This is a genomic window from Prolixibacter bellariivorans ATCC BAA-1284, assembly GCF_000621705.1.
Classification (GTDB): domain Bacteria; phylum Bacteroidota; class Bacteroidia; order Bacteroidales; family Prolixibacteraceae; genus Prolixibacter; species Prolixibacter bellariivorans.
This window is the reverse complement of record NZ_JHXO01000007.1, coordinates 167719-190776: the sequence shown is the minus strand read 5'-3', so window position 1 is coordinate 190776 and position 23058 is coordinate 167719. Positions and strand designations below refer to the sequence as shown.

General features: G+C 42.5%; 22 protein-coding genes. 11 read left to right on the top strand and 11 right to left on the bottom strand.

Annotated elements, in window-relative coordinates; translation table 11 throughout:
• The first annotated feature begins 92 nt into the window (after positions 1-92).
• The 4 genes from ligA to T426_RS0108710 all read left to right on the top strand — a co-directional run bounded on the left by ligA (position 93) and on the right by T426_RS0108710 (position 4301).
• Positions 93-2105 carry an NAD-dependent DNA ligase LigA gene (ligA, locus tag T426_RS0108725; RefSeq protein ID WP_025865637.1) on the top strand — a complete coding sequence of 671 codons (2013 nt, stop codon included), beginning with the start codon at positions 93-95 and terminating at the stop codon, positions 2103-2105.
• Positions 2106-2291: 186 nt separating this feature from the next.
• Positions 2292-2834 carry a DUF6913 domain-containing protein gene (locus tag T426_RS0108720; protein ID WP_025865638.1) on the top strand — a complete coding sequence of 181 codons (543 nt, stop codon included), beginning with the start codon at positions 2292-2294 and terminating at the stop codon, positions 2832-2834.
• A gap of 9 nt (positions 2835-2843) precedes the next feature.
• Positions 2844-3725: a 4-hydroxy-tetrahydrodipicolinate synthase gene (gene dapA / locus T426_RS0108715; protein ID WP_036985400.1), complete on the top strand. Its 882-nt coding sequence runs from the start codon at positions 2844-2846 to the stop codon at positions 3723-3725.
• Positions 3726-3764: 39 nt separating this feature from the next.
• Positions 3765-4301, top strand: a complete 537-nt coding sequence (locus tag T426_RS0108710) for a hypothetical protein (protein WP_025865639.1) — start codon at positions 3765-3767, stop codon at positions 4299-4301.
• Here the strand turns inward: T426_RS0108710 and cysQ are convergent, their stop codons facing one another.
• Positions 4302-5108 (bottom strand): 3'(2'),5'-bisphosphate nucleotidase CysQ, encoded by an 807-nt coding sequence (cysQ, locus tag T426_RS0108705; protein WP_025865640.1) that lies wholly within the window; start codon positions 5106-5108, stop codon positions 4302-4304.
• 92 nt (positions 5109-5200) lie between these two features.
• Here cysQ and T426_RS0108700 point away from each other — a divergent pair, with 92 nt between their 5' ends.
• Complete coding sequence (locus T426_RS0108700; RefSeq protein ID WP_025865641.1) at positions 5201-6559, top strand: exonuclease domain-containing protein; 1359 nt, start codon at positions 5201-5203, stop codon at positions 6557-6559.
• Between the two features lie 353 nt (positions 6560-6912).
• Here T426_RS0108700 and T426_RS25725 read toward each other — a convergent pair whose 3' ends face one another.
• Entirely contained in the window at positions 6913-7080 is a 168-nt protein-coding gene (locus T426_RS25725) for a hypothetical protein (protein ID WP_153637614.1), read from the bottom strand.
• Between the two features lie 229 nt (positions 7081-7309).
• Here T426_RS25725 and T426_RS0108690 point away from each other — a divergent pair, with 229 nt between their 5' ends.
• The 4 genes from T426_RS0108690 to T426_RS0108675 all read left to right on the top strand — a co-directional run bounded on the left by T426_RS0108690 (position 7310) and on the right by T426_RS0108675 (position 10830).
• Complete coding sequence (locus T426_RS0108690) at positions 7310-7894, top strand: hypothetical protein (protein WP_025865643.1); 585 nt, start codon at positions 7310-7312, stop codon at positions 7892-7894.
• Positions 7895-8057: 163 nt separating this feature from the next.
• Positions 8058-9260, top strand: a complete 1203-nt coding sequence (locus T426_RS0108685; RefSeq protein ID WP_025865644.1) for a tetratricopeptide repeat protein — start codon at positions 8058-8060, stop codon at positions 9258-9260.
• Between the two features lie 208 nt (positions 9261-9468).
• Positions 9469-9909, top strand: a complete 441-nt coding sequence (locus tag T426_RS0108680) for a nuclear transport factor 2 family protein (protein ID WP_027585543.1) — start codon at positions 9469-9471, stop codon at positions 9907-9909.
• Positions 9910-9960: 51 nt separating this feature from the next.
• Positions 9961-10830 carry an alpha/beta hydrolase gene (locus T426_RS0108675; protein WP_025865646.1) on the top strand — a complete coding sequence of 290 codons (870 nt, stop codon included), beginning with the start codon at positions 9961-9963 and terminating at the stop codon, positions 10828-10830.
• A gap of 166 nt (positions 10831-10996) precedes the next feature.
• On the opposite strand, the gene T426_RS0108670 is transcribed toward T426_RS0108675, so the two are convergent.
• The 5 genes from T426_RS0108670 to T426_RS0108650 all read right to left on the bottom strand — a co-directional run bounded on the left by T426_RS0108670 (position 10997) and on the right by T426_RS0108650 (position 16453).
• Positions 10997-12100, bottom strand: a complete 1104-nt coding sequence (locus T426_RS0108670; RefSeq protein WP_025865647.1) for an ROK family protein — start codon at positions 12098-12100, stop codon at positions 10997-10999.
• A gap of 140 nt (positions 12101-12240) precedes the next feature.
• Positions 12241-12903, bottom strand: coding sequence for a tetratricopeptide repeat protein (locus T426_RS0108665; protein WP_025865648.1), 663 nt, complete (start codon positions 12901-12903; stop codon positions 12241-12243).
• 223 nt (positions 12904-13126) lie between these two features.
• Positions 13127-13402 carry a tetratricopeptide repeat protein gene (locus T426_RS23190; protein ID WP_025865649.1) on the bottom strand — a complete coding sequence of 92 codons (276 nt, stop codon included), beginning with the start codon at positions 13400-13402 and terminating at the stop codon, positions 13127-13129.
• 97 nt (positions 13403-13499) lie between these two features.
• On the bottom strand, positions 13500-15707 hold the full coding sequence (locus tag T426_RS0108655) for a RelA/SpoT family protein (protein ID WP_025865650.1): 2208 nt from the start codon (positions 15705-15707) through the stop codon (positions 13500-13502).
• Between the two features lie 68 nt (positions 15708-15775).
• Positions 15776-16453, bottom strand: coding sequence for a hypothetical protein (locus T426_RS0108650; RefSeq protein WP_025865651.1), 678 nt, complete (start codon positions 16451-16453; stop codon positions 15776-15778).
• A gap of 196 nt (positions 16454-16649) precedes the next feature.
• On the opposite strand from T426_RS0108650, the gene T426_RS0108640 reads away from it, so the two are divergent.
• Complete coding sequence (locus T426_RS0108640) at positions 16650-17915, top strand: hypothetical protein (RefSeq protein ID WP_153637613.1); 1266 nt, start codon at positions 16650-16652, stop codon at positions 17913-17915.
• 36 nt (positions 17916-17951) lie between these two features.
• Here the strand turns inward: T426_RS0108640 and T426_RS0108635 are convergent, their stop codons facing one another.
• The 4 genes from T426_RS0108635 to T426_RS23180 all read right to left on the bottom strand — a co-directional run bounded on the left by T426_RS0108635 (position 17952) and on the right by T426_RS23180 (position 22143).
• Complete coding sequence (locus tag T426_RS0108635) at positions 17952-18572, bottom strand: carbohydrate-binding family 9-like protein (RefSeq protein WP_025865654.1); 621 nt, start codon at positions 18570-18572, stop codon at positions 17952-17954.
• A gap of 105 nt (positions 18573-18677) precedes the next feature.
• Complete coding sequence (tnaA, locus tag T426_RS0108630) at positions 18678-20078, bottom strand: tryptophanase TnaA (protein WP_025865655.1); 1401 nt, start codon at positions 20076-20078, stop codon at positions 18678-18680.
• 244 nt (positions 20079-20322) lie between these two features.
• Positions 20323-21300, bottom strand: coding sequence for a diacylglycerol/lipid kinase family protein (locus T426_RS23185; RefSeq protein ID WP_025865656.1), 978 nt, complete (start codon positions 21298-21300; stop codon positions 20323-20325).
• A 66-nt stretch (positions 21301-21366) separates the two neighbouring features.
• Positions 21367-22143 (bottom strand): Mut7-C RNAse domain-containing protein, encoded by a 777-nt coding sequence (locus T426_RS23180; protein ID WP_025865657.1) that lies wholly within the window; start codon positions 22141-22143, stop codon positions 21367-21369.
• Between the two features lie 179 nt (positions 22144-22322).
• On the opposite strand from T426_RS23180, the gene T426_RS0108610 reads away from it, so the two are divergent.
• The gene (locus T426_RS0108610; RefSeq protein WP_025865659.1) at positions 22323-23045 is read left to right on the top strand and encodes a YebC/PmpR family DNA-binding transcriptional regulator; all 723 of its coding nucleotides are present in this window, start codon (positions 22323-22325) and stop codon (positions 23043-23045) included.
• Positions 23046-23058: the final 13 nt, after the last annotated feature.

Below are 23058 nucleotides of genomic sequence, written 5' to 3'. Positions count from 1 at the left end.
CATTAAAGTAAAAGAATTCGCTGCGAATGGCTTCTTTTTCTATTCCAGAACTGCCATTTTTAGTACTTTTAATTTTTTAAAATGTGGACAAAATGACTTCGGAAACGACCCGGAAACGCATTCTGGAATTAAGAGAAGAACTCGAGCAGCATAATTACAATTACTACGTATTAAATCAGCCAATTATCGGTGATGAAACTTTCGACCATTTGATGAATGAACTCATTGAATTGGAGAAGGAAGCGCCGGAGTTGAACGATTCCAATTCACCTTCACAGCGCGTGGGAAGTGACATCAACCAGCAGTTTACGCAGGTTCGTCACACCTACCCGATGCTTTCGCTGAGCAATACTTACTCAGAAAGCGAAGTTCAGGAATTTGACCAACGTACCCGAAAACTGGTGGATGAGCCTTTCATCTATGTTTGTGAGTTGAAATTCGACGGAACTTCCATCAGTATTACGTACGAGAACGGACAGCTGGTTCGTGCGGTAACCCGCGGTGATGGCGTTCAGGGCGATGATGTTACAGCCAATATAAAAACCATACGAAGCGTACCGCTGAAGTTGAAGGGTGATTATCCTGAAAAATTCGAGATTCGTGGCGAAGTGCTGATGCCGTTCAGTGCTTTTGAAAAACTCAACGAAGCACGCGCCAAAGCTGGAGAAGCGCCGTTTGCCAACCCAAGAAACGTTGCATCAGGAACCTTGAAGCTGCAGAACTCGTCTGAAGTGGCGAAACGCAACCTCGACGCCGTATTTTATTATGTACTCGGCGATAATCTCCCATCGGATGGTCACCTCGAATTGTTGGAAAAAGCGAAAAAATGGGGCTTTAAAATCTCGGAACACACGCGTGCCTGTAAAACAGTCGATGAAATTTTCGATTTCCTCCGTTACTGGGACGAAGAGCGGAAAAACCTTCCCGTAGCAACGGATGGTGTAGTTATCAAAGTCAATTCACGGAGAATTCAGGAAGAGATGGGTTACACAGCCAAATCTCCCCGCTGGGCCATTGCCTATAAATTCAAAGCTGAACGGCTGGCCACCCGCCTTAAAGCCGTTACCTACCAGGTGGGACGAACCGGCGCGGTTACACCGGTCGCTAATTTGGACCCCATATTGTTGGCGGGAACCATTGTGAAAAGAGCTTCCCTTCATAATGCCGATATTATTGCCAATCTCGATTTACACCTCGACGACCAGGTATACGTGGAAAAAGGCGGTGAGATCATTCCCAAAATTGTGGGTGTCGACACCAGCTCCCGTAAAGCCGACGCTGCAAAAGTTGCATTCATAACCAACTGTCCGGAATGTAATACACCTCTCGAACGGACTGAAGGCGAAGCTGCCTATTATTGTCCTAACGAAAACGGATGTCCTCCACAGTTGAAAGGAAAGATCGAGCATTTCTGTAGTCGCGGTGCCATGGACATAGAAGGACTGGGAAAAGAAACCATTCGGCTTTTCTTTGATAAAGGATTACTCACCGATGTAGCCAGTATCTATCATCTTCCTGAAAAGCAAAAAGAAATTCTTGCTCTGGATTTCTTTCAGGAAAAATCAGTTAACAACCTGGTAAACGGAATTGAAAAATCGAAGCAACAACCTTTTGAGAAGGTGCTGTTCGGTTTGGGAATTCGCTTCATTGGTGAAACAGCAGCCAAAAAAATTGTTCGTGCTTTTGGCTCTATTGAAAAACTGGAAGATGCCTCACTGGAAGAATTGATTGCCGTAGATGAGGTTGGTGAGAAGATGGCACAATCCCTCCGGAATTATTTTGACGACGAAAAAAACCGTATTTTAATCGGGCAATTGCGCAGTGCCGGACTCCGAATGGAAGCCGATCAGAGTTCTATGCCTGCTTCAGAGAAACTCAAAGGCCTTACCTTTGTGATTTCCGGAAACTTTGGCACGTCGCAGCGTCGAAAAGAACTGGGTGAATTAGTAGAGCAAAACGGCGGAAAAAATGCCGGTTCCATAACCGGAAAAACGGACTATCTGCTGGCCGGTGATAAAATGGGCCCGTCGAAAAGAGAGAAGGCAGAGAAATTAAAAATACCAATCATCGACGAAGATGAGTTTCTCAGGATGATTGAAGCGTAAGAAGCAATTATGATACAGCGAAGAAGACGAATAGTAGCGCGATTAAAATTTGTCACATTCAGACATGAATACTGATTAAATTACAGCGAAACCAATATGCGAGCTTACGATTTGTAAGCAGAAATATTATTACTGTCAATCTTAAATAAGAATAACCAATCAACGAATTCGTAAATTTGTCCCAATATGTTTAAAAAAGCTCTCCAAACTGTTACGCTGAAAAGGCTTCATAAAAGGTACCGGAACCCTGGTCGTAACGTGCTGGTCAATACATTCAACACGGCGAAATCTGCAGCAATTCTGTGGTATCCCGAAGATGACGGAGCAATGGAAAGCTACGAACATATGAGAAAAGTTCTTACAGAGCACGGCATTAGCACCCGGGGATTGGCGTTAGTTGATTCAGCTGACGAAAAAGAAACGTTCAGTAAAGCATCGCATTCGCGGTTCTTTACGGGAAAAGAAATCGACTGGAAAGGAAATCCCAAATCGGATGATTTGAAGAGTTTTACTGATACCCAGTTTGATTTGCTTTTGGATTTGTCCATTTCTGAACTGATTCCACTACAGAGCATTTTAGTCAACTCTGCTGCCAGTTTTAAAGTTGGCTGGAAAGAGCCGGAAAACAATTTTTACGACTTAACTGTAGAAATCTCAGGGAAAAAGAATTGCCGTTATCTGACCGAACAGATTATTCACTATTTGGAATACATCAATCGAAAAGGTTAATTAAGCATTATGGGACAGAAGTTTCGCGGAGCAGGTGTCGCCCTCATAACACCATTTAGGAAAGACAGTACAATTGATTTTGATGCACTTGGGGATTTAGTCGAGGATATGATTTCCGGAGGCATCGACTTTCTGGTTGTTTTGGGAACTACAGCCGAAACCGCTACCCTTTCGGCAGAAGAAAAGAAGAATGTAGTTGATTTTGTTGCTGAAAAGAATGCCGGCCGACTTCCCATCGTTGTTGGAGCCGGAGGAAATAACACGCAAGAAGTAGTTGAAGGACTGAAAAATCTGGATGCAGATAAAATCGACGGAATCCTTTCTGTTGTCCCCTACTACAGCAAACCTACACAGGAAGGCATTTACCAGCATTTTATGCAGATTGCCAAATACAGTCCGGTCCCTGTTATTCTGTATAATGTTCCTGGTCGTACCGGTATGCATATGGATGCAACAACAACTATCAGACTGGCCGAAGCTTCCGATAAATTTGTCGCTATTAAAGAAGCCTCAGGCGATTTGAATGAACTCGCTATTATTCTCCGTGACCGGCCCGAAAACTTCTCAGTTCTTTCGGGAGATGATGGTCTGACCGTTCCGGCTATTTCGCTGGGTGCCGACGGAGTTATCTCTGTAATCGCCAACGGATTTCCGGCACAAGTAGCTGATATGGTGCACTCGGCTGTAAGTGGAGACTTCCCAAAAGCGTCGGCACAACACATGCAGTTTCTAAACCTTTTCAATCTTCTTTTTGTTGAAGGTAACCCGGGAGGGATTAAAGCTGCACTGAATGTTAAAGGCAAAGTACAGAATGTTTTACGCTTACCTTTAACAAAAATCAGCGAAATCATTTACCGGGAAATTACCGAAGAAATGAAAAAGATCAACTGATAGCTGACGAGTAATCGTTATCTTGCGCCACCAAACGATATGAGATTTACCGCCATCTATATTATTTTTCTGATGGGCCTTTTGCAGGCCTGCAGCCCTCAGGTTTCCCAGCAAATGCAGGAACCTGACATGAAGACGCCGGACCCGGCGTTAAGCATTGTCTATTTTCCATCGAAGCTTCAGCACAGCCTGCTTAATTCAAGTTGGTTGAAAAAAGTCGGGAAAGATTACGCAACAGAACGACCAGTTTGTATTGTTGGGAGTATTGCGATTCCGGCTTCACTTGGTACATCGCCAAAAGCGGTTGTTCCCGTTGTGGAGGCCAAGCTGGCTGCTTCCGGTTTATTAAGGGTGATTCATGGAGGAGACAGAAGAGCCACGCTTTTTACGACCACTACGCTCCCATCGGAAAGCGCACAATTGAACTGGGCTGCCAACCAAAAGGCCGATTTTCTGTTGACTGGTGAAGTGATTCGTAAATCGGGAAACGGAAAATACAAGGTACACTACCAAATGAAATCCGTTCCTAACGGGAAAAAAGTTTGGGAAGATTCTGTCACCATCAACATGCAATAATCAACGGCAGACCCGGAACCAGGGTTGGTAAAAATCCTCCTTATTGTAAATCAACGGTTTTCCATTCCACTGTGTCACTTCGCATCCCGATGCTTCGCAGATAGCGTGGCCAGCAGCGGTATCCCACTCCATGATGTTGCTCAAACGCGGATAACAGTCGGCGGTTCCTTCCCCGACCATGCACATTTTTAATGAGCTCCCACAAATAACCACATCTACATTTTCTTTCCCCTTTTCCTCCATCAGCTTGTCGAAATACGCGCTGGTTTCCTTATTCATATGCGATAAACTTCCTACCAGCGTAAACTTTTCATGTTGGTTTTCCAGCGGAAGCTGAACGCCTTTGGCAAATATCTGCTCGGCCGAAAGCGTATCAGCATTGGCTGTGCGGTAAGCACCTTTATCGGTACTGCCAAAATAGAGATATCCGGTAACCGGAACGTAAATCACACCCAATACCGGCTGGTTTTTATCGATAAGCGCAATATTCACCGTGAAATCATCGCCGTTACGAATAAATTCCTTCGTTCCGTCAAGCGGATCAATCATCCAGAAATAGCCCCACTTTTCACGCTCTTCGTATGGAGGAAATGTTTCTTCTTCGCTTAAAAAGGGAAAGCCATAAGGAGTCAGCATTTCAATAATCACCCGACTGGCTTCCTTGTCAGCCAGTGTAACCGGACTTTCATCTTCCTTATACTCCACTTCCAGGTCTCTCGAACGGTGAACTTTCATGATGGCTTCACCAGCTTCCAATGCCGCACGGATGGCAGGCTTCAACAATGATTTGGGTTCAAATTTCTCCATAACATATTTTCAAACCCAATAAAGGTAGGAAAGTTCAACTGCCAGCAAAACTCGCTGTTCAACAAAAGAGATATCCGTTATCTTTGCGTTTGATGTACGCCATAATCGACATAGAAACCACCGGAACCAGTCACCGAAACGGGAAAATTACCGAAGTCGCCATCTACATCCACGATGGCCAACAGGTTACCGATTCATTCGTCAGCCTCATCAATCCGGAGTGCTACATTCCGTACAACATTACCCGGTTGACCGGCATCTCCAACGAGATGGTTGCTGATGCACCCAAGTTCTACGAAGTGGCCAAACAGCTCGTAGAAATCACGGCCGGGAAGATTTTCGTGGCGCACAATGTGGCATTCGATTACAACTTCGTTAAGGAAGAGTTTAAACGGCTCGGCTACGACTACCGTCGGAAAACGCTTTGCACCGTTCAGCTCAGCCGGAAGTTGTTGCCGGGACACCGCTCCTATTCCTTGGGAAACCTTTGTTCCGATCTGAATATTTCCATCAACGGACGCCACCGGGCCGGAGGTGATGCTTTTGCCACCGTTAAGCTGTTCGAGATTTTGATGCAGCAGAATAACGAGCAAACGCAGAATCTGTTTTCGAATGCGCCCAAAGAGCTTCCCAAAGAAAAACTCGAAGCGCTCCCCGGGCAAACCGGTGTTTACTACTTTCTGAATGACTCGGGAGAAATCATTTACATCGGGAAAAGCAAGGACATCCATCAACGGGTTCTTTCGCACCTGGCCAACAACAGCACCAAGAAGGCCATCGAAATGCGCAGCAAACTGGTGGATGTTGACTGGCAAATTACCGGCAGCGAGTTGGTTTCACTATTGCTCGAGTCGGATGAGATTAAAAGTCACCAGCCACTGTACAACCGGGCGCAACGGCGTACCCGTTTCCACTATGGCTTGTTTACTTTCCAGGACGAAGAGGGTTACCAGCGCTTCGAAGTCAGAAAGATTATCGACGGGGAATTGCCGCTAACCAGTTTTTATTCCGCCGCTGAAGCCAAAGAATATTTGCACAGCTTGGTTGACAAATACCAGCTATGCCAAAAGCTCTGTGGTCTGTATCAAACCGATGGCTCCTGCTTTCACTACGAAATAAAGAGCTGTAACGGTGCCTGCATTGGTGAAGAATCTCCGGAAGAGTACAACCAAAGGGCCGAAACGGCGGCTGCCAGGCTTCAGTTTCGTTCCCCCAACTTTTTCATCATGGAAGAAGGACGCCGGAAAGGCGAATGGGCCATTGTAAAAGTGCAGAACGGACGCTACACCGGCTTTGGCTATGTCGATGAGGAAAGCTCAACCGAAGGCGTTCAGGCTTTGCACGACTGCATTTCGTCCCGGCAGGACAACCGCGATACCCAGGGAATCATCCGCAGCTACCTGAAAAAGCATCCGGCAACGCGCATCATCGAATTTCGTATGGAAGAATAAAACTAAGCCGTCAGGAGAAGTCTCATTTGCTTAAGGGCGGTATGAGTGCCCGTCAGGACAGCTCGACAAGTCGTAAGATTCCATCGAATGCTTGTCAGGACAACTTGCCAGCCATTCAGGACGACCTGAAAGTTCCTAAGGACAACTCGCATGGTCGTAAGGACAACTCGCATGGTCGTAAGGACACCTCAAAAGGTCGTCAGGACAAGTTGCCAGCTCCTAAGATTCACGCTGTAGTGCTTCAGGGCAACTGTAACGATAAGGGAAAAGTTATCCTGAACCGTTTTCATGTTCTCCTGACAAGCTTTTCATCTGTTCTGAAAGGATTTTTACCTGTCCTGAACCGATTTCTTCTAGTCCTGAAGACCAGTCTGCCAGCCCTGAAGCCATTGGCCTATCTCCTGACGAAACACCGGGAAGCCCTTAACCTGTCCGATGGTGCGAAAATGCAGTGGTGGGCTCTCCTGACGGCTGAGGAAGTTGTCCCAGCCCCTTCCCCGGTTGCACCAAGAACATGTCATGGCCAAATAATTTTTTTGTTAACTTGGATGAGCTTAACAACCAACAAAATGACGACAGACCGAAGCCTATTGAAAAGATTAAGAATCCGGTTGACAAGCTTTTTGACGACTCAACATAATAGGTGTTGTTATACCCCCATAACTGGTAGTATAACAACACCTACAAATTTGTTAAAAGAGAAATAACAACCATATTTGATACACACTAGTTAACCATAAATTTGAAAAAATGAAAATACTTACTCTTTATATATTGAGTTTGATTTTGTCTAACGTTTTATGTGCGGAATCAAATTCAGAGCAAATTTTCGATGACACTAAACTGGTAATTTCCACTCCGCAAAATCAAATATCGAAAGACTCAATAGACTTAAAGAAACTTGGAGAAGATATCCTTAATGGAAAAGCACATCTAAACCAAATTGACGAGAAAAGCCTTGACCTATTGGTTCAAAAAATAATAATAAATGATTCAATAGAAAGGGCATTCTATATTATAGTATTTAAAAAAATACGTAAGAAATTACCCGAACTTATCGCTAATAGTGATTACGAATTCCTTCCCTCGGATATTGGTGATTATACGAAGCTATATTGCCTTAATTATCCCAACGAATTTTTTAAAATGGACAACAGCGACATAACATCATTTGCTTATGATATAGGTGAATTAATAAGAACTGAGGAAGAAGACCCTAAAGGATATGCAAAGGAATATATTTTGGAAATTAAAGAAAAAAGTGACCCAAAATATTCAAGTAAAATTGAAATATTTTCTAATCAAATCAATAGAGTTATTATAGATGGAAAATAAAAAATCTATGGTTAACAATTTGTATATGGCAGGCGGGGGTTTTAGCGGTCTGACAAATCAGACCTTGCTCCCATTTGCCTGCGGGTCTGACAGGATTTCTGTTGGAAATCCCGCCCGACCATATACAAGTGACCGTTAACCAAAATTTAGGAACAACGACCAAATGAAAAAAATACTGACAGGATTAATATTCTTATTAATAAATTTTACTTGCTTTTCACAGACTATAAAAAAACTTGAGCACGAATTGAGTTTTTATAAATCTGGCGAAGAATGGGGGAATAAAAAAAATATTGCTTACAAATTATTAGATATTGACAGTCTGAATGCAAGAGCGATTAATTACTTAGTTGAAGTCTATGGTAGAAATAATCAAAAAGATTCGATCAATTTTTTATTTGACAGATTAACAAAAGAGAATCCTAATAGTCCAAAACCATTCCTAATAAGAGCTCAAGAGCGAAATGCCCATTTTGCAAGACTAACCGATACTCAACAAATCAAATACTTAAAAGAAGCCTACAAACTCGACAGTGTAAATGTGGAAGCCATTTATAGCTTGGGTAAGTTGTATTATGAACTTTTCATTAAAGAATTTAAAACGACCAAGAAAAAGGCAAATCTTGATTATTATTCAGCAAATGCAATCAAATACTTTTCTACTCTCTGCAATCAAAACGAAAGATATAAGGAAACTCTAAAATTTCCATTAATACAACTTGCAAACTATAATGAAGACTTAAATAAGAAAAAACTTTATGAAAGCTATAAAATACAGTCATCTTATTTTCCAATATCTGCTTTTGTTGATTTACCAAGTGATTGGCAAACTAATTACTCAGTTAATGTAATTGATTTTGTATCAGATTCAGAATTTAAAGTTTCAGGAGTTGAGTCAGCTCTTTTTCATATCAATTGGTATGCATCACACCTCAATGCTTTGGATGAACCTGTATTAAGTGATTCTTTGCCGGCAAAAGTGTTTAGATTTACTTGGTTACGTACATTTCACAATCCCGTTGTAATCGGATTGGAAAATTTTAATGACACTGTAACATTGTATTGGAAAGTTTGTGATGGTGCTGGTGGTTATGCCCCAGGAAAAATAATAGAAAATAAGAGTAAGGTATTGACAATTAAAGAGTGGAATGATTTTGTAGTAAGTGTTAATTCGATTAATTTTTGGAATTTACCTACTACGCAAAGTGGAATTTTAGGAACAGACGGAGCACAATGGATTTTAGAAGGAAAAGAGCTTGGGAAATATCATGTTGTTGATAGATGGTCTGGTGGAAAAATTGAAAGTGTGTGTTTGAAATTATTAGATCTGACTGATTTAAAAATAAAGCAAGATGATATATATTGATAAAGAAAAACTTTAGCTAACATCGTATATTAAACATTAGGCAGTCTGTGGGTTATCGAACGTCTCAGCTCGTGTCAAAGTTACTTGTAACTTGACAGGAAAGTGCTTCGAAATGCCAAACGTTTCATATACGTAACCGTTGTGAGATACTTTGAAAAAAGAAAAACCATGCATAAAAAGTCGTAAATTGACTCAAAACATAGAAAGTATGAAAGCATTAAATTTATTCCTAATTAGTTTCATTTTTGCAACTACCGTTGCTGTTGCACAATCAAGTGATGAAATAAAAATCAAACAATTGGAAAAACATTGGACTGAATTACTTGATAAGGGGGATACAACTTCGTTGTTAAAAATCTGGTCTGAAAATTACGTTGTAAACAATCCCAATGGTAAAATTGTAACTCCTAAGGAAATAGTTGCACTCATGAAAAGTGGACATAAATTTCCGGCAGTTGAAAGAATAATTGAGAAAATCACGTTCAATCAAGACATTGCAATTGTAATGGGCAAAGAGTTACAACAACCCCAAAATATGACCACGAACCATGATGATTGGATTCCAAGAAGATTCACAAACGTTTGGATAAAAACCAAAGAAGGATGGAAACTGGCGGCAAGACAATCAACCCGGGTTATTTCGCAATAAATGATATAGATATAAATTACACTTTTACTAATTTATCCTAAACTGAACAATATGAAAATTTTAACTTTATCCCTGGCCTTTCTCTTCTTAATAATTACAACACAAGCACAAAACCAAAGTAAAGTGTTCGATTCGAAAACACTTCAAAGCAATATTTTAAAAATGGAACGTAAGTATTCGATTTATCTGCCAGAAGGTTATGAGTCGTCTGAACTTACTTACCCGGTTCTATACCTGTTGCATCCGGCAGGTCCATCTAATACTGTTCCAAATCAGCAATCATGGTACTACTATGGAGGATTAAAACATTATTTGGATAAAGCCATTGAAAGTGGTGAAATTACACCAATGATAGTCGTAACACCTGATGCCAACTTTGAAACAAAAAGAATCAGTTATTGGAATGACCCCGAAGGTGATTTTAATTTTGAAGATTTCTTTTTTGAAGAATTTATACCGTACATAGAAAAAAATTATCGTTGCAGAACAGAAAGAGATAGCAGGGCTTTGGCAGGTGCTTCTTTAGGTGGGGCAGCTGTTGTGCAATATATCCAACACCAACCTGAAAAATTCTCTGTTGCCTGTGCATTGTCTGGTGCGGTAAGAAAATTTGATTATGATTATTTGAGAAGAAAATTTCCAAATGTTAGTGAAAAGAAATTGATGGATTGGTATAAACCGTATGATGTTTTCGCTTATTATGATAATTTACCAGATGATACAGAAAGTAGTATAAGATTGTACATCAGTTGTGGTGATGATGACCACTTATCACCGAATAATGTAATGTTACATACTGTTCTTAAAAAGAAAGGTATAGAACATGAATTCAGGATTCAGAATGGAGCACATAATTGGAGCTACTGGCGTTCTGTTACACCTGAATTTATAAAGTATATTTCGGATTCATTTCGTAAATAAATAATATAATGATGCATCCTATCAATGTTAGGATAAAAATAAAAGGGATGACAATTAAGTGTGATATTGTTTTCTTGTCTAGTTACGCACTAGCTGGATTTAAAAATTTTTGAGATAAAAAGCCGGTCGAAAACTCAACCGGCTCCTGTTCTATTTCTGATGATTATCAAGCATCCAGTTTGTCGAGTGCAAAAGCATAAGCACCCAGCGAAATGGCACGGCTTGCTCCAATACGGCTAATTCCCACGGCCAACATCGGCTCCGGATTGTACACCACTGTTTTATCACTTTGTGGCACCTTAATCTCAGCCGTTTTCTGGTGCAATAAAGCAGATAAGCCCTCTTCGGTATCAGCACTAACCACTTTCTGTACCAAACGGGGCATCGTTTCGCCATCCGGCAAATCAAGCGTACCATTCATCTCAGCCAATGCTGCGGGCATGATCAGTTCGGCTGCGCCGGAAAGTCCACCTCCAATTACGATCAAGCCATCAAACGTAGTAGCTAGATGAGTCAGCACATCGCCTAAGGTGTCGCCTACCGAAGCAAAAGCCTTCATTGCTGCTTCGCTATTCCCGGGACGCATGCCTTTGGCAATTTCGAAAATATCTTTCGGCGTTAGTTCTTCTGCATTGGCATCGCCGCTGTACTCGCCATAATGACGTTTTACAGCGCGAATAGAAACACCGTCCTCCGCACACCAGTTATGATTCAGTTTATTCCGGTAGGCATAAATTTCAGCAGCCATGGCATTGTCTCCAATAATGAGCTTACCTTCGCGAACCAAACCACCGCCAAGACCAGTTCCCAGCGTAATTCCTACCAGATTGTGGTAACGTTTGGGTGAACCCGCATCCTCCAGGCTTTTATTGATTTCGGGAAGGAAACCACCCAGCGCTTCACCGTAAGCATATAAATCGCCGTCGTTGTTAATGTAAACGGGCAAATTGAATTTCTCTTTAAGAAATGGACCAAGAGCCACGCCACCACGGTATGCTGGCAGGTTCACCAAATCACCAATAATTCCATTGGGATAATCAGCCGGGCCTGGAAACGCAAAACTAATCGCTGCAGGCTCTTCATTCAGTTCGTCCTTCACTCTGGAAAAACCATCCACCATGTTGGCCAGACTTTTTTCCAAATTGTCTCCGTTTGAGGGCAATGTAATAGGTTCAACGATATTTTCTCCACCGCGAATCGCTGAAAAAACGAAGTTCGTTCCTCCGGCATCGAGCGTCATGACTACTCGCTTGTCTTCAAATAAGTTCATTGAATAACCGTGTTTGTGATTTTCGGAGGTTGAAAATACAAAATTCCCTCTAAAACGTGTCCGATTTCCAACCTTTTGGAAAGTGTCTAAACAAAAAAAGCCCGGACAAGTCCGGGCTTTTTTGAATTTTGTATCGTTTCTTACATATCCAGATTTTTCTGAATCAAGTCTTTCAGTTGTTTTGCCTGTGGGTCACTCGGGTCGAGTTTCACTGCTTTTTCAACAAAAGGCATAGCGGCTTTAAAATCAACCTTTGCTTTAGCAACCTGTGCTTTGTATTTGTCATCAGTTGTTTTGTACTTGCCGGCTTTTACATCATTAGCTGCGGCCTGTAAGATAGCAGCACCTTTTTTGTAATGAGCATTTCCTTCTTTCAGGTAATAAACGCCCAAAAACGATTTGATTTTTTTACTATTCGGGTACTTTGTAAGACCTGTTTCAAGTGTCTCTTCAAATTTTGGCATGTTATTCAAATGCCGGTACGAATTGGCAATGTACAAATAAGCATACTCAGCTTTGTAGCTAGCGTCAGCCGCCATGGTGAAATACTTAATGGCCTGATCCCACTTTTTAATTTTGTAAGCAGAATAACCCGTGTTGTAAATCATCACATAGTCCGGATCCTGGTCGCCCCAGTTCGCAATAGCTTTTTCGAAATTGGTCATCGCTTTTGCATAGTCTTTTGAACGCAAAGCTTCGTTACCAGCATTCTTCGATGCGATTGCATCTTGATTATTGTCCTGTGCAAAAGAGGTTCCCAAAAATCCCACAGTAAAAATTAAAACAGCGATCAGTTTCTTCATTGTTGCTCCTATTTTAAATTGTCTATCAATATTTATGTTTATCATATTCTATTAGTAAGCTCAAAAATAATGATTTTAAAAAAATATGAAAGTAGTTACATGTTTATTTTTCATCGTCGCTTTATACAACCGACCACTGAATATAATCGTATCTACTCATAAATCTCATCTTTTTATTGAAAACTCCCCCAAAAATAAGAGGGTCCTAAGCATAAAATGATTATCAGGGGTTGAATCGGTCCTTGTGGTAAAATTTTAAAATATTCTGAATCATATCGATATACCCTTTTGCATTTTTGTTTTCCGGTTCAACTGAAGTAACGGCGTTGAAGCAATTCAGCGCATTTCCCCATTGCTGCTTCTTATAATAACTCATTCCTAAAAGCATGTTGGCTTCCGAATCAGATTCATTTACTTCACCATTATTCAACAGTGAAAATACTTCATCCAACTCTCCCCGCTCGTATGCTTCTTTGGCTTTAGTCAAATCTTCTTTCATATTTCAAGCTTTCCCTTCTCAGTTTTATCTGTTCTCTTTATTTAACAGTACAAATTGTCACGAAAACTGTGCCATATTTTCTCAGGTATCTGATTACCTATCTGGATTTGATATTGTCTGCACGTCCAACCGACAGGACACCATGCACATTACGTAATTTCTTTATCAGAAAATCGAGGTGTTCCAAATCGTTTACAAAAACACGCAACGTCCCTTCAAAATTGCCGTTTTCCGAGTTAACCGAAATTGAACGCATTTGCACCCCAACATCTTTGGAAATGATATGCGAAATATCGCTGACAAGTCCCATCTCATCCGTTCCGGAAATGTGAATCGTTGTCTGAAAGGAATTTCGTTTTCCGGTATCCTTCCAACGAGCTTTAATGACCCGGTATGGATAACGTTCGAACATCTGAGGCGCATTAGGACAATTCATCCGGTGAATTTTTATCCCTTCCCGAATGGTGACAAAACCGAAAATATTGTCGCCGAAAATCGGGTTGCAACACTGAGCCAGTTTGTAATTGATATTCCGGATATCATTATCAATTACCAGGAAATCACCTCCCGTGTCGAAAGTTAAATCCTTCAAATCGGAAGCCGGTAAAATTTCCGACAACTTATCCTTAACTGTTTCTTCTTCCTTACCTCCGGAAAGCACCTCTTTTATCTCCAACGGCTCAATCTTCCCAATGGCAATATTGTAATACAAATCGGCAGCCAACTTCAGTTTGTAATGCTTTAGCAAGTTGCGAATAACCTGGTCGTTGTAATCAATCTTCCAGTTTTTCAGCTTACGCAGAAGCATTTCTTTACCATTATCAGCTTGTTTTTTCTGTTCCTCGTTTAAACTCGATTTAATGTGTGATTTGGCTTTTGACGTAACGACAAATTCGAGCCAATCGAGTTTTGGTTTCTGATTATTGGAGGTTTCTACCGAAATATGATCCCCGTTCTTTAGCTTGTGCTTCAGCGTCACCATCCGGTCGTTCACTTTACCACCGGTGCAATGATCTCCAATTGCGGAATGTATCTCGTAGGCAAAATCCAATAAGGTTGAGCCAGCAGGCAACTTCTTTAAATCACCTTTCGGTGTGAAGACAAAAATCTCATCTTCATAAATATTGACCTTAAACTCTTCGATGAAATCCACCGGATTCATTTCAGTATTCTCCAGAATTTCACGAATATTTTTCAGCCAGTCATCCAGTTCCGAAGTGCCCTTTCCACCTTTGTAACGCCAGTGGGCAGCCAGGCCGTTTTCTGCCACATCATCCATCCTGCGCGTGCGAATCTGAACTTCCACCCAACGCTTTCCTGGTCCAAGCACCGTTGTATGAAGTGATTCATAACCGTTTGACTTGGGAATGGTAATCCAATCGCGCAAACGTTCTGGGTTCGATTGGTACTCTTCGGTGACAACCGAAAAAGCCTGCCAGCAATCCGATTTTTCGTCATCCGGCTTCGAGGTTAAAATGATACGGATGGCAAACAGGTCGAACACTTCATCAAAATCGACTCCCTTTTTCTTCATCTTGTTCCAGATAGAGAAAATCGATTTGGTCCGGGCCTTCATCTCAAAGTCGAAGCCTCGCTTTTCCAGCTTTACTTCAACAGGTTTTACAAATTCCGAAACAAAGTTTTTCCGTTGCTCATCCGTCTCTTTCAGTTTATCAACAATATGCCGGTAGTCTTTCGGATGTAAATACTTCAATGAAATATCTTGCAACTCCGAGTTGACTTTATATAGCCCCAGGCGGTGAGCCAGCGGGGCATACAAATGCATCGTCTCGTGCGCATGCTTTTTGTGTACGGTATGTGGAAACCGATCGAGCGTACGCATATCCTGAAGTTTGTCGGCAATTTTAATCAAAATAACCCGCACATCGCCGGACAGCGCCAACATCAGCCTTCTGAAATTTTCGCTTTGCAGCGCGAGGTTATCTGTTTTGATGGCATTGATCTTGATTAAGCCGTCAAGAATCTCACAAACTACTTTGCCAAAAAGCTTCTCGATTTCCTGTCTACCCTTGATTCCTTCCTCTTCGGTATAAACATTGTGCAACAACGCTGAAATGACAGAATCCGATGCCAACCCAATTTCATTGGCCGCCAACTGCGCTACCGCGATGGAATGCAAAATCATCGGTTCGCCATTCGACCATGTTTTATCACCAATCTTTTCCTTGGCCAGTTCAAAAGCACGATGTACCTGCACCAACTCCTGATCACTGAAATTGCGGGAGCAACCAGCAATCAGTTTATTATACTCTTCTGAAATACTTTCCTTAAAACTATCTGTCACTACTATTGATTTACAAGATCCGTCACTGCATAAAATTAGCAAATATGAGAGGAGATTGGAAATGAAGTTTATTTCATCGGGTTGGGTGCGACCGGAGTGGTTCGGTAAAAGTCGGTTTGCGGGTATCCCCCCGGCATGTTGTAATACCCGCTATTATAAGGGTTTCCATACTTACTGATACTGAATTCGGCCTGCATGCTGAACTTATCTGAGAACTTATATCCCACAAATAAAGAGCTCCCGTAATTAGTGAGGTTTTTGATTGCCGGATTCATCTCATTTTCAGCCTGAAAAGTCTGTGAAACGAAACCGGTTCCGCCTAAGAATAATTTTTCGTTAACAGCATAGGTCACCTGCCCAATGAATGATGAATAATAATACCGACCGCTCATCACCGGGTATTCATTCAGATAGTAAGAATAAAGCGGCATATTTTCGAAGCGGGACACTCCCATTGTTCCCAACATATCGACGCGCCAGCGCTTATGAGGCGAAAAACTAAACCGGGGAGCGACATATTGGTTGAAGCCGTATCCACGCTTAAAATTAGTAAATACCGACGTTCCTACTTCAACACCGAAGTCATGCGGAATGACCGTATCTGTTGGCGATTGTTGCAACTGAAGCGACAAAGACACTGGTATTTCTGGTTTCTTCACCGACAATGAATCCGGCTCCCCGGCCAGGGCAGCCTGTATAAAAACTGTAATAAATAGCAACGTCAACATGCCATATTTCATCCTCATAATCACTACATTAAAGTGCATCTGATTGGGGCGAAAATATTCCCGGTTCAAGATTGCAAATATCGTTCATCATTCCTCACAAAAACCAGACCATCAATAATATGAACAGGGGTTTTTATTTTTTGATAAATTACCGTAACTTTTCTCAAAATTTTACCCTTTATCAAAATCAATTTTTAACCTAAATAAGTATTCCATGATGAAAACTTTACTCTCCCTCCTAAAGGTATTTACTTTAATGAGCATCGTATTGCTCTTCAGTAAATGTACTAACGATTACCACGTATCAGTGGATAGTCCGGTAAAAGAGAACATACCTCAAATAGATGCATCGGGATATCTGACACAAGTTAATGAAGTTATCCATCTACGTTCAGTAAATGATCAACTGAAGTCTGTCAGTACTTTAAATCTGACTCTCGTTCACAAAGCGGATGTAAGTGCGCCAGAAGGTGATTTGCCTCTGAGTGCATCTTGTCTTTATATAAAAGACGATGTAGCTGTTGTTGGTTATAATGTCCAGGGAAATGAATACGGTGGTGCATTTCAGATTATCAAATTTAAAGAAGAAACCGAGCAGGTAGAAACGGTTGTATCCAATCTGCCCGTCGACGTGAACGACATCCTGCTTAAGGATAATATCGTATATATGGCTTGTTCCGATCCGAAAACCGGTGCAGCACTTTATACCTATAATTTAACCACATCGGAATTTACGCGCGCTTTTATTCTTTCGAAATTGCTGGAAGGACAAACGGTTGCTTCGGCTAATGGTTTGGTTTTATCAGATTCTGAAGCCATGATGTCTGCCGGAAACACCAACGGTGGTTTGTTTTGGGTATCGGAAGGAACCGAAGGTTTCAGCGGTCTTAACTATTACGGAGCCACTTCAGCCAGCTCTATAGCCATGAGTCCGGATGGAAATCACCTGGCCTTGTTGGTCGGTGGTAACGAAGGCGACAAAGCTAGTCTTGTTTTGACCGGAACCGACGGCACTTATGAAAAGACGATAACGCTGTCTGATGAGCCGATAACGCATCAGAATGTTGCAACCGAAGATATGTACAGTGGAAAGACCAAGGTGCGTTTTATTACCAATAATTTGGTAATGGCTACGCTCGGAAGCCAGGGTGCTGTAATCGTAAATTTGAACTCCGAAGCAGTAAATTCAACCCCCTCATACATGTTGCATTCGGGAAATACAAACAGTTTTGCTTTCGATGATAAATTTGTGTATTACGCTAATGGAGCTGACGGACTATGGCTTGCATCCCTTAATACCATATATCCCACCCATATGGTGTCCCCCCCATGGTGGGTTTGGGATACGCAATCCAGTGCACCTCCAGGATCAGTTAACGATGTAGCATCCGATGGTTCGAAGTGGGTAGTGGTCGCTAAGGGGCTCGACGGCGTACACATTTTGAAGTTTGTCGATGACGGATGTGGCTGCAGTTTCTAATTGCGGTGCCTGGAACTCCGACAGAGAAGAAAAAAACTAAGCAATTGATAATTCAGTAAAGAACTCAGGCCGGTGAAAATCTGGCTTGAGTTTTTTTATAGGGGCCCAACTAACAAAATGAGGGATGAGCGTTTTGTCGCCACATTTATAAAAATTGCCGCGAAAGCTCTTTCCTCGTTCCAGTCCAATCATCGAAAAAGGAATTTCAACTGTGAGATTCCAATCCGATAGAACATCTTCAGGCGGTAATGTATCCGGATGTAAACTCGTGTTGCGTCTAATCAGTGCCAACTCTTCCGGCAGCAAACGCCGCCTCTTCTTCCGCTCAGCTCCCACCGCAGACAAACAAACTCCCAGTGCATTGAATTCAAAGTTCCGGTAGTTTTCATTCTCCTGCAGGAAAAATTCCACACACGAATCTTCATACACCGGTTCCTGATCGTTTCGGTTAACTGCCCTCACATAATCCTTCCGTACCGCATAGTACAGCCAAAGCGATTTACCCGAATGTCCCAGGCAAACGGAAACTTCCGGCTTATGCGGAAAATCGGGCCAGTTGATTTGCTGAAGTTGAATTGTTACTCCTTCAGTAAGAAGCAATTCACGGGCATTTTCCGAAGTAAGCGCTGGCAGATATGGAATTATTGGAGCTTTCATGACCTAATAAATTTGGTTGCTGCAAGCTACAAAATACACCTTGCACAAAAAAGCCGGAAAACCTGTATGACGATTTTCCGGCTCCAACAAGATCCATTTAACTAATTACTTCCTCACAGATGCCTCCTTGTGCACCCGTTCCAGTTCGACTGTAAAATGTCGCAGAATGGGCGCTTCATGAGTGATACTAAATCCATGTTTTAACTGGTCCCTGCGATCGTAAACATTCTTCAATATCGCAGCTACGTAATGCATATGATTGTTGGTATAAACTCTTCGCGGAATGGCTAAACGAACTAACTCCAGTGCCGGGTACCGGTTTTCACGCGAATGCGGATCACGGTCAGCCAGCAATGTGCCAATCTCCACTCCGCGCACTCCACCTTCGAGATACAGTTCTACAGCCAGCGTTTGTGCGATATATTCGTCTTTCGGAACATGTGGTAAAAACCGTTTGGCATCGACAAAAACAGCATGTCCGCCAATGGGCTGCTGAACCGGAACACCATATTCGATGAGTTTGTCGCCCAAATATTTCACCTGCTGTATGCGGGTATCCAGATAGTCAAACTCAACCACTTCCTGAAGACCTACAGCCAACGCATTCATATCGCGCCCACTCATACCACCATAGGTTATATACCCTTCGTACATGATAGTATGCATCGAGCACTTTTCCACCATTTCCTTCTTCCGGAAGGCCATAAAACCGCCAATGTTCACCAGGCCGTCTTTCTTCGAGCTCATGGTCATGCCATCGGAATACGAAAACATTTCCTGAACAATATCTCTAATCGACTTATTCCGGTAACCATGCTCGCGCATTTTGATGAAATACGCGTTCTCTGCAAAACGAGCGGCATCAAAAATAACCGTGATACCATATTTTTTTGCCATCTGGTACACATCCTTCAGGTTCTGCATCGAAACCGGCTGACCACCGGCCGTATTACAGGTAACCGTCACAATAATCATCGGGATACGCTCCTTTGGGTTGGAAATCAGTACATGCTCCAATTTATCCAAATCCACGTTCCCTTTGAACGGATGTTCTTTAGTTGTGTCGTAAGCCTCTTTAATCGTACAATCGATGGCGTCGGCATGACGAAACTCGATATGCCCCTTGGTGGTATCGAAATGAGCATTTCCCGGAATCAAGTCACCAGCTTTAATCAGCGATGAAAACAACACGTTTTCAGCAGCCCGTCCCTGGTGACTGGGAAGGAAATATTCAAATCCGGTGACGTCTTTAATGGTTTCTTTCAGATGATAATAAGAAGAAGAACCGGCATAACTTTCGTCACCGGTCATAATCGCGCCCCATTGGCGATCGCTCATCGCTCCTGTCCCACTATCCGTCAGCAGGTCGATAAACACCTGCTCGCTACGGAGGTTAAACAGGTTGAATTTTGCGTTTTTAATCCATTCTTCACGCTCTTTCCGGGTACTTTTCCGGATAGGCTCAACCATTTTTATTTTATAGCTTTCTGTAAAAGGTAAATCCATCTTAATATGAGAATTTAGGGTGTTCAGGCAAAATCCGGCGAAAGCCGAATCAATCGTTATCAATTATGAGAATGCGATGGATTAATAAAAAGAATCCCTGTTCTTCAGATTCCGGTACAGCTGAAACATCAGCCAAAATGTGTAAATGGACATTTTCATGTTAACTCCCTTACGTATGTTACAAATATAGGGAATGAAACAGGTGCAGTATGTGTAGCGAAGTAGAAAAGGGTAATGCCAATTTTTATTTTACAGAGGGTTCATCTACCGGAGTGGGATGCGAAAAATAACGGTCATTTCCGTAAATTACATTGATTTTTCCGGGAAGTATCTGCAATGTATAATGTCCCCGTTTCAAAGTCTCTCCGTCGGATTCACCCGGAATAGGCCTGTCCGAATCGAAGATAATTTGTCGTGCCGTATGCGTTGTCACATGCTTGTCACGAATGAAGCTTCCATTGTACAAACCTGTAAAATTTCGGAGTATCCCCAAAAGCCCTATTCGTCGAATAACAGTCGCCTGAAATTCACCGTTATCAGGGATAGCTCCCGGAGCCTGCATCATACCACCTCCGTTGAATTTTCCTATTCCAACGCTGGCGCTGAAAAGAACGGTTTCAAAGGCTTCCCCGTCAATGAAATAACGCAACCGACGACTTCGGTGAGACAAATAACTGGAAACCAGGCTCTGCACATACACCCGGATGCCTGACTTGCCCTTATCCTTTAAACGATTGGCCCGGGCGGCTGTCAATGCGTCGAAACCAAATCCAGCCATGTTCATGAAATAGCGGGTTACAGTTTCAGTAGGACGGCGAATTGTTATTTCTCCTACATCCTGACGGATGGTTTTACCTTCCAGAATGGTTTCAATGGCCTTTTTGTAATCATCGGGTATCCCGAAAGTCCGAATCCAGTCATTTCCTGTTCCCACCGGAATCATTCCAACGGTTACCTCTTCCGGCGGACAAGCACTCTGCTGAAAAACTCCGTTTACAACTTCATTCAACGTCCCATCTCCTCCGGCGATAATGATATTCCTGTAACCGGCTGTCACCATTTCACCGGCAAGGGAAATGGCATGACGGGGATAGTCGGTTGTCACCATATGGAAATTGATTTTGTGCTTTTTCAGCAGCTTCATAATCTTTCCCTTATCGTGCGCTCCTCTTCTACTTCCCGCATGTGGGTTCAGGATAACCAGCCAGTCAGATTGTACCATTTTTTCTCAAAAATTATGTTGCGAAAGATAGTAAAATTGGGATCAAGCGAACAGCGCGGGAATGTGTTATGCATCATCCGAAGAATTCGGATTCATTTTATCAAGGAATTCGTCAATAAAAAGGTTCATATGGGCAAAATGACTTCCCTCCCAAAACACCTTACCACAGTCGGTGCAACGATAAAACTGGTCGTAGTAGCGGCGGGTACCGGTTTCAAGGTCTTTTGCTACCTCTTCTTTAGGCACCTCCTCCATATGGCCATTGCACTGCATACATCGGGTAAACGGACGAATAGCCCGAATAAGACCAAAGTGATCAATCACTTCCGAGAGTTGTTTCTTTGAATGCTGTGAACGGAGCCAGTAACCATACAACACACGGTTATATTTCAGGATACCCAAATCACGGGTTAGCACAATCCGGTTTTCCGCTACTGCAATATCGGCAATCACATCGTCATCCATATGGTTACGATACAGCGTGTCGAACCCCAGCATACGCAGGTATTTGGCCAGTTTTCCCAGATGCACATCGAGGATAAAACGAATCTCTCCCGGTAGTGCCGGACGAAGATGAATATTGGACGTATCGTCTAACAACTTAGCTGTTGGATATACATTTACCAGGTCACCAGAAGAAAGTGATCCATCAAACCCAACAGCATGACCGTTTATCGTCAGTACATCAATTTCGACATGGGGAATGCCCACCGATTCCACGGCATCCTTCACTGTTTGCCCCAATCGAAGCTTTACCCTGAAAGGTTTTTGCCGGTAATCTGATGGCAGGAAATCATTCAGGTTACCGAAAGCACGAATCCATATGAAAGAAAGTTTTTTCATCGAACCGTCATGTTATCAAAGGTAAGAAATCCTCCTCCGGGAAACCGGAATTTCATTTTTTATGGATAATCCGATGACTTTTACCGTCATTTTCGGGCTTCCGCGGGAAAAAATTAAAAAACCTTTTAAATTTGCAGCCGGAAAAATCACAAAACTCAATATCTGTAAGAATATAACGTATGGGACGCGCCTTTGAATACCGCAAAGCCAGGAAGATGAAACGCTGGGGCACCATGGCCAAAACCTTCACCAAGCTGGGAAAAGAAATTGCTATCGCTGTTAAGACCAATGGCCCTGATCCGGTAGCCAACTCGCGCCTGAGGGTGCTGATTCAAAACGCGAAAGCGGCCAATATGCCCAAGGATAACGTGGAACGGGCCATTAAGCGAGCAATTTCGAAGGATCAAGCCGATTACAAGGAGTTGGTTTACGAAGGTTACGGTCCCTATGGTATTGCCGTGTTAGTAGAAACTGCCACCGACAATCCTACCCGCACCGTTGCGAATGTGCGGAGCTATTTCAACAAATGCAACGGCTCGTTGGGAACTTCCGGCTCAGTAGATTTCATGTTTGAACACAAATGCAACTTCAAGGTAAAAGCCAAAGAAGGGCTCGACCTGGAAGAACTGGAACTTGAACTGATTGATTTAGGAGTTCAGGAAATCTTCGCTGAGGATGAGGATATTCTTATTTACGGTGAGTTCGAATCCTTCGGCCCGATTCAGAAATACCTCGAAGAAAACGATTTCGAGCTGGTAAGCGCCGAGTTTGAGCGTATCCCTGCTGATACCAAAGAACTGAACGAAGAACAAATGGCAGAGATTGAAAAACTGCTGGGCAAGTTGGAAGAAGACGAAGATGTCACGAACGTTTTTCACAACATGAAAGAAGCAGCAGAATAAACGCTTCGTAAAA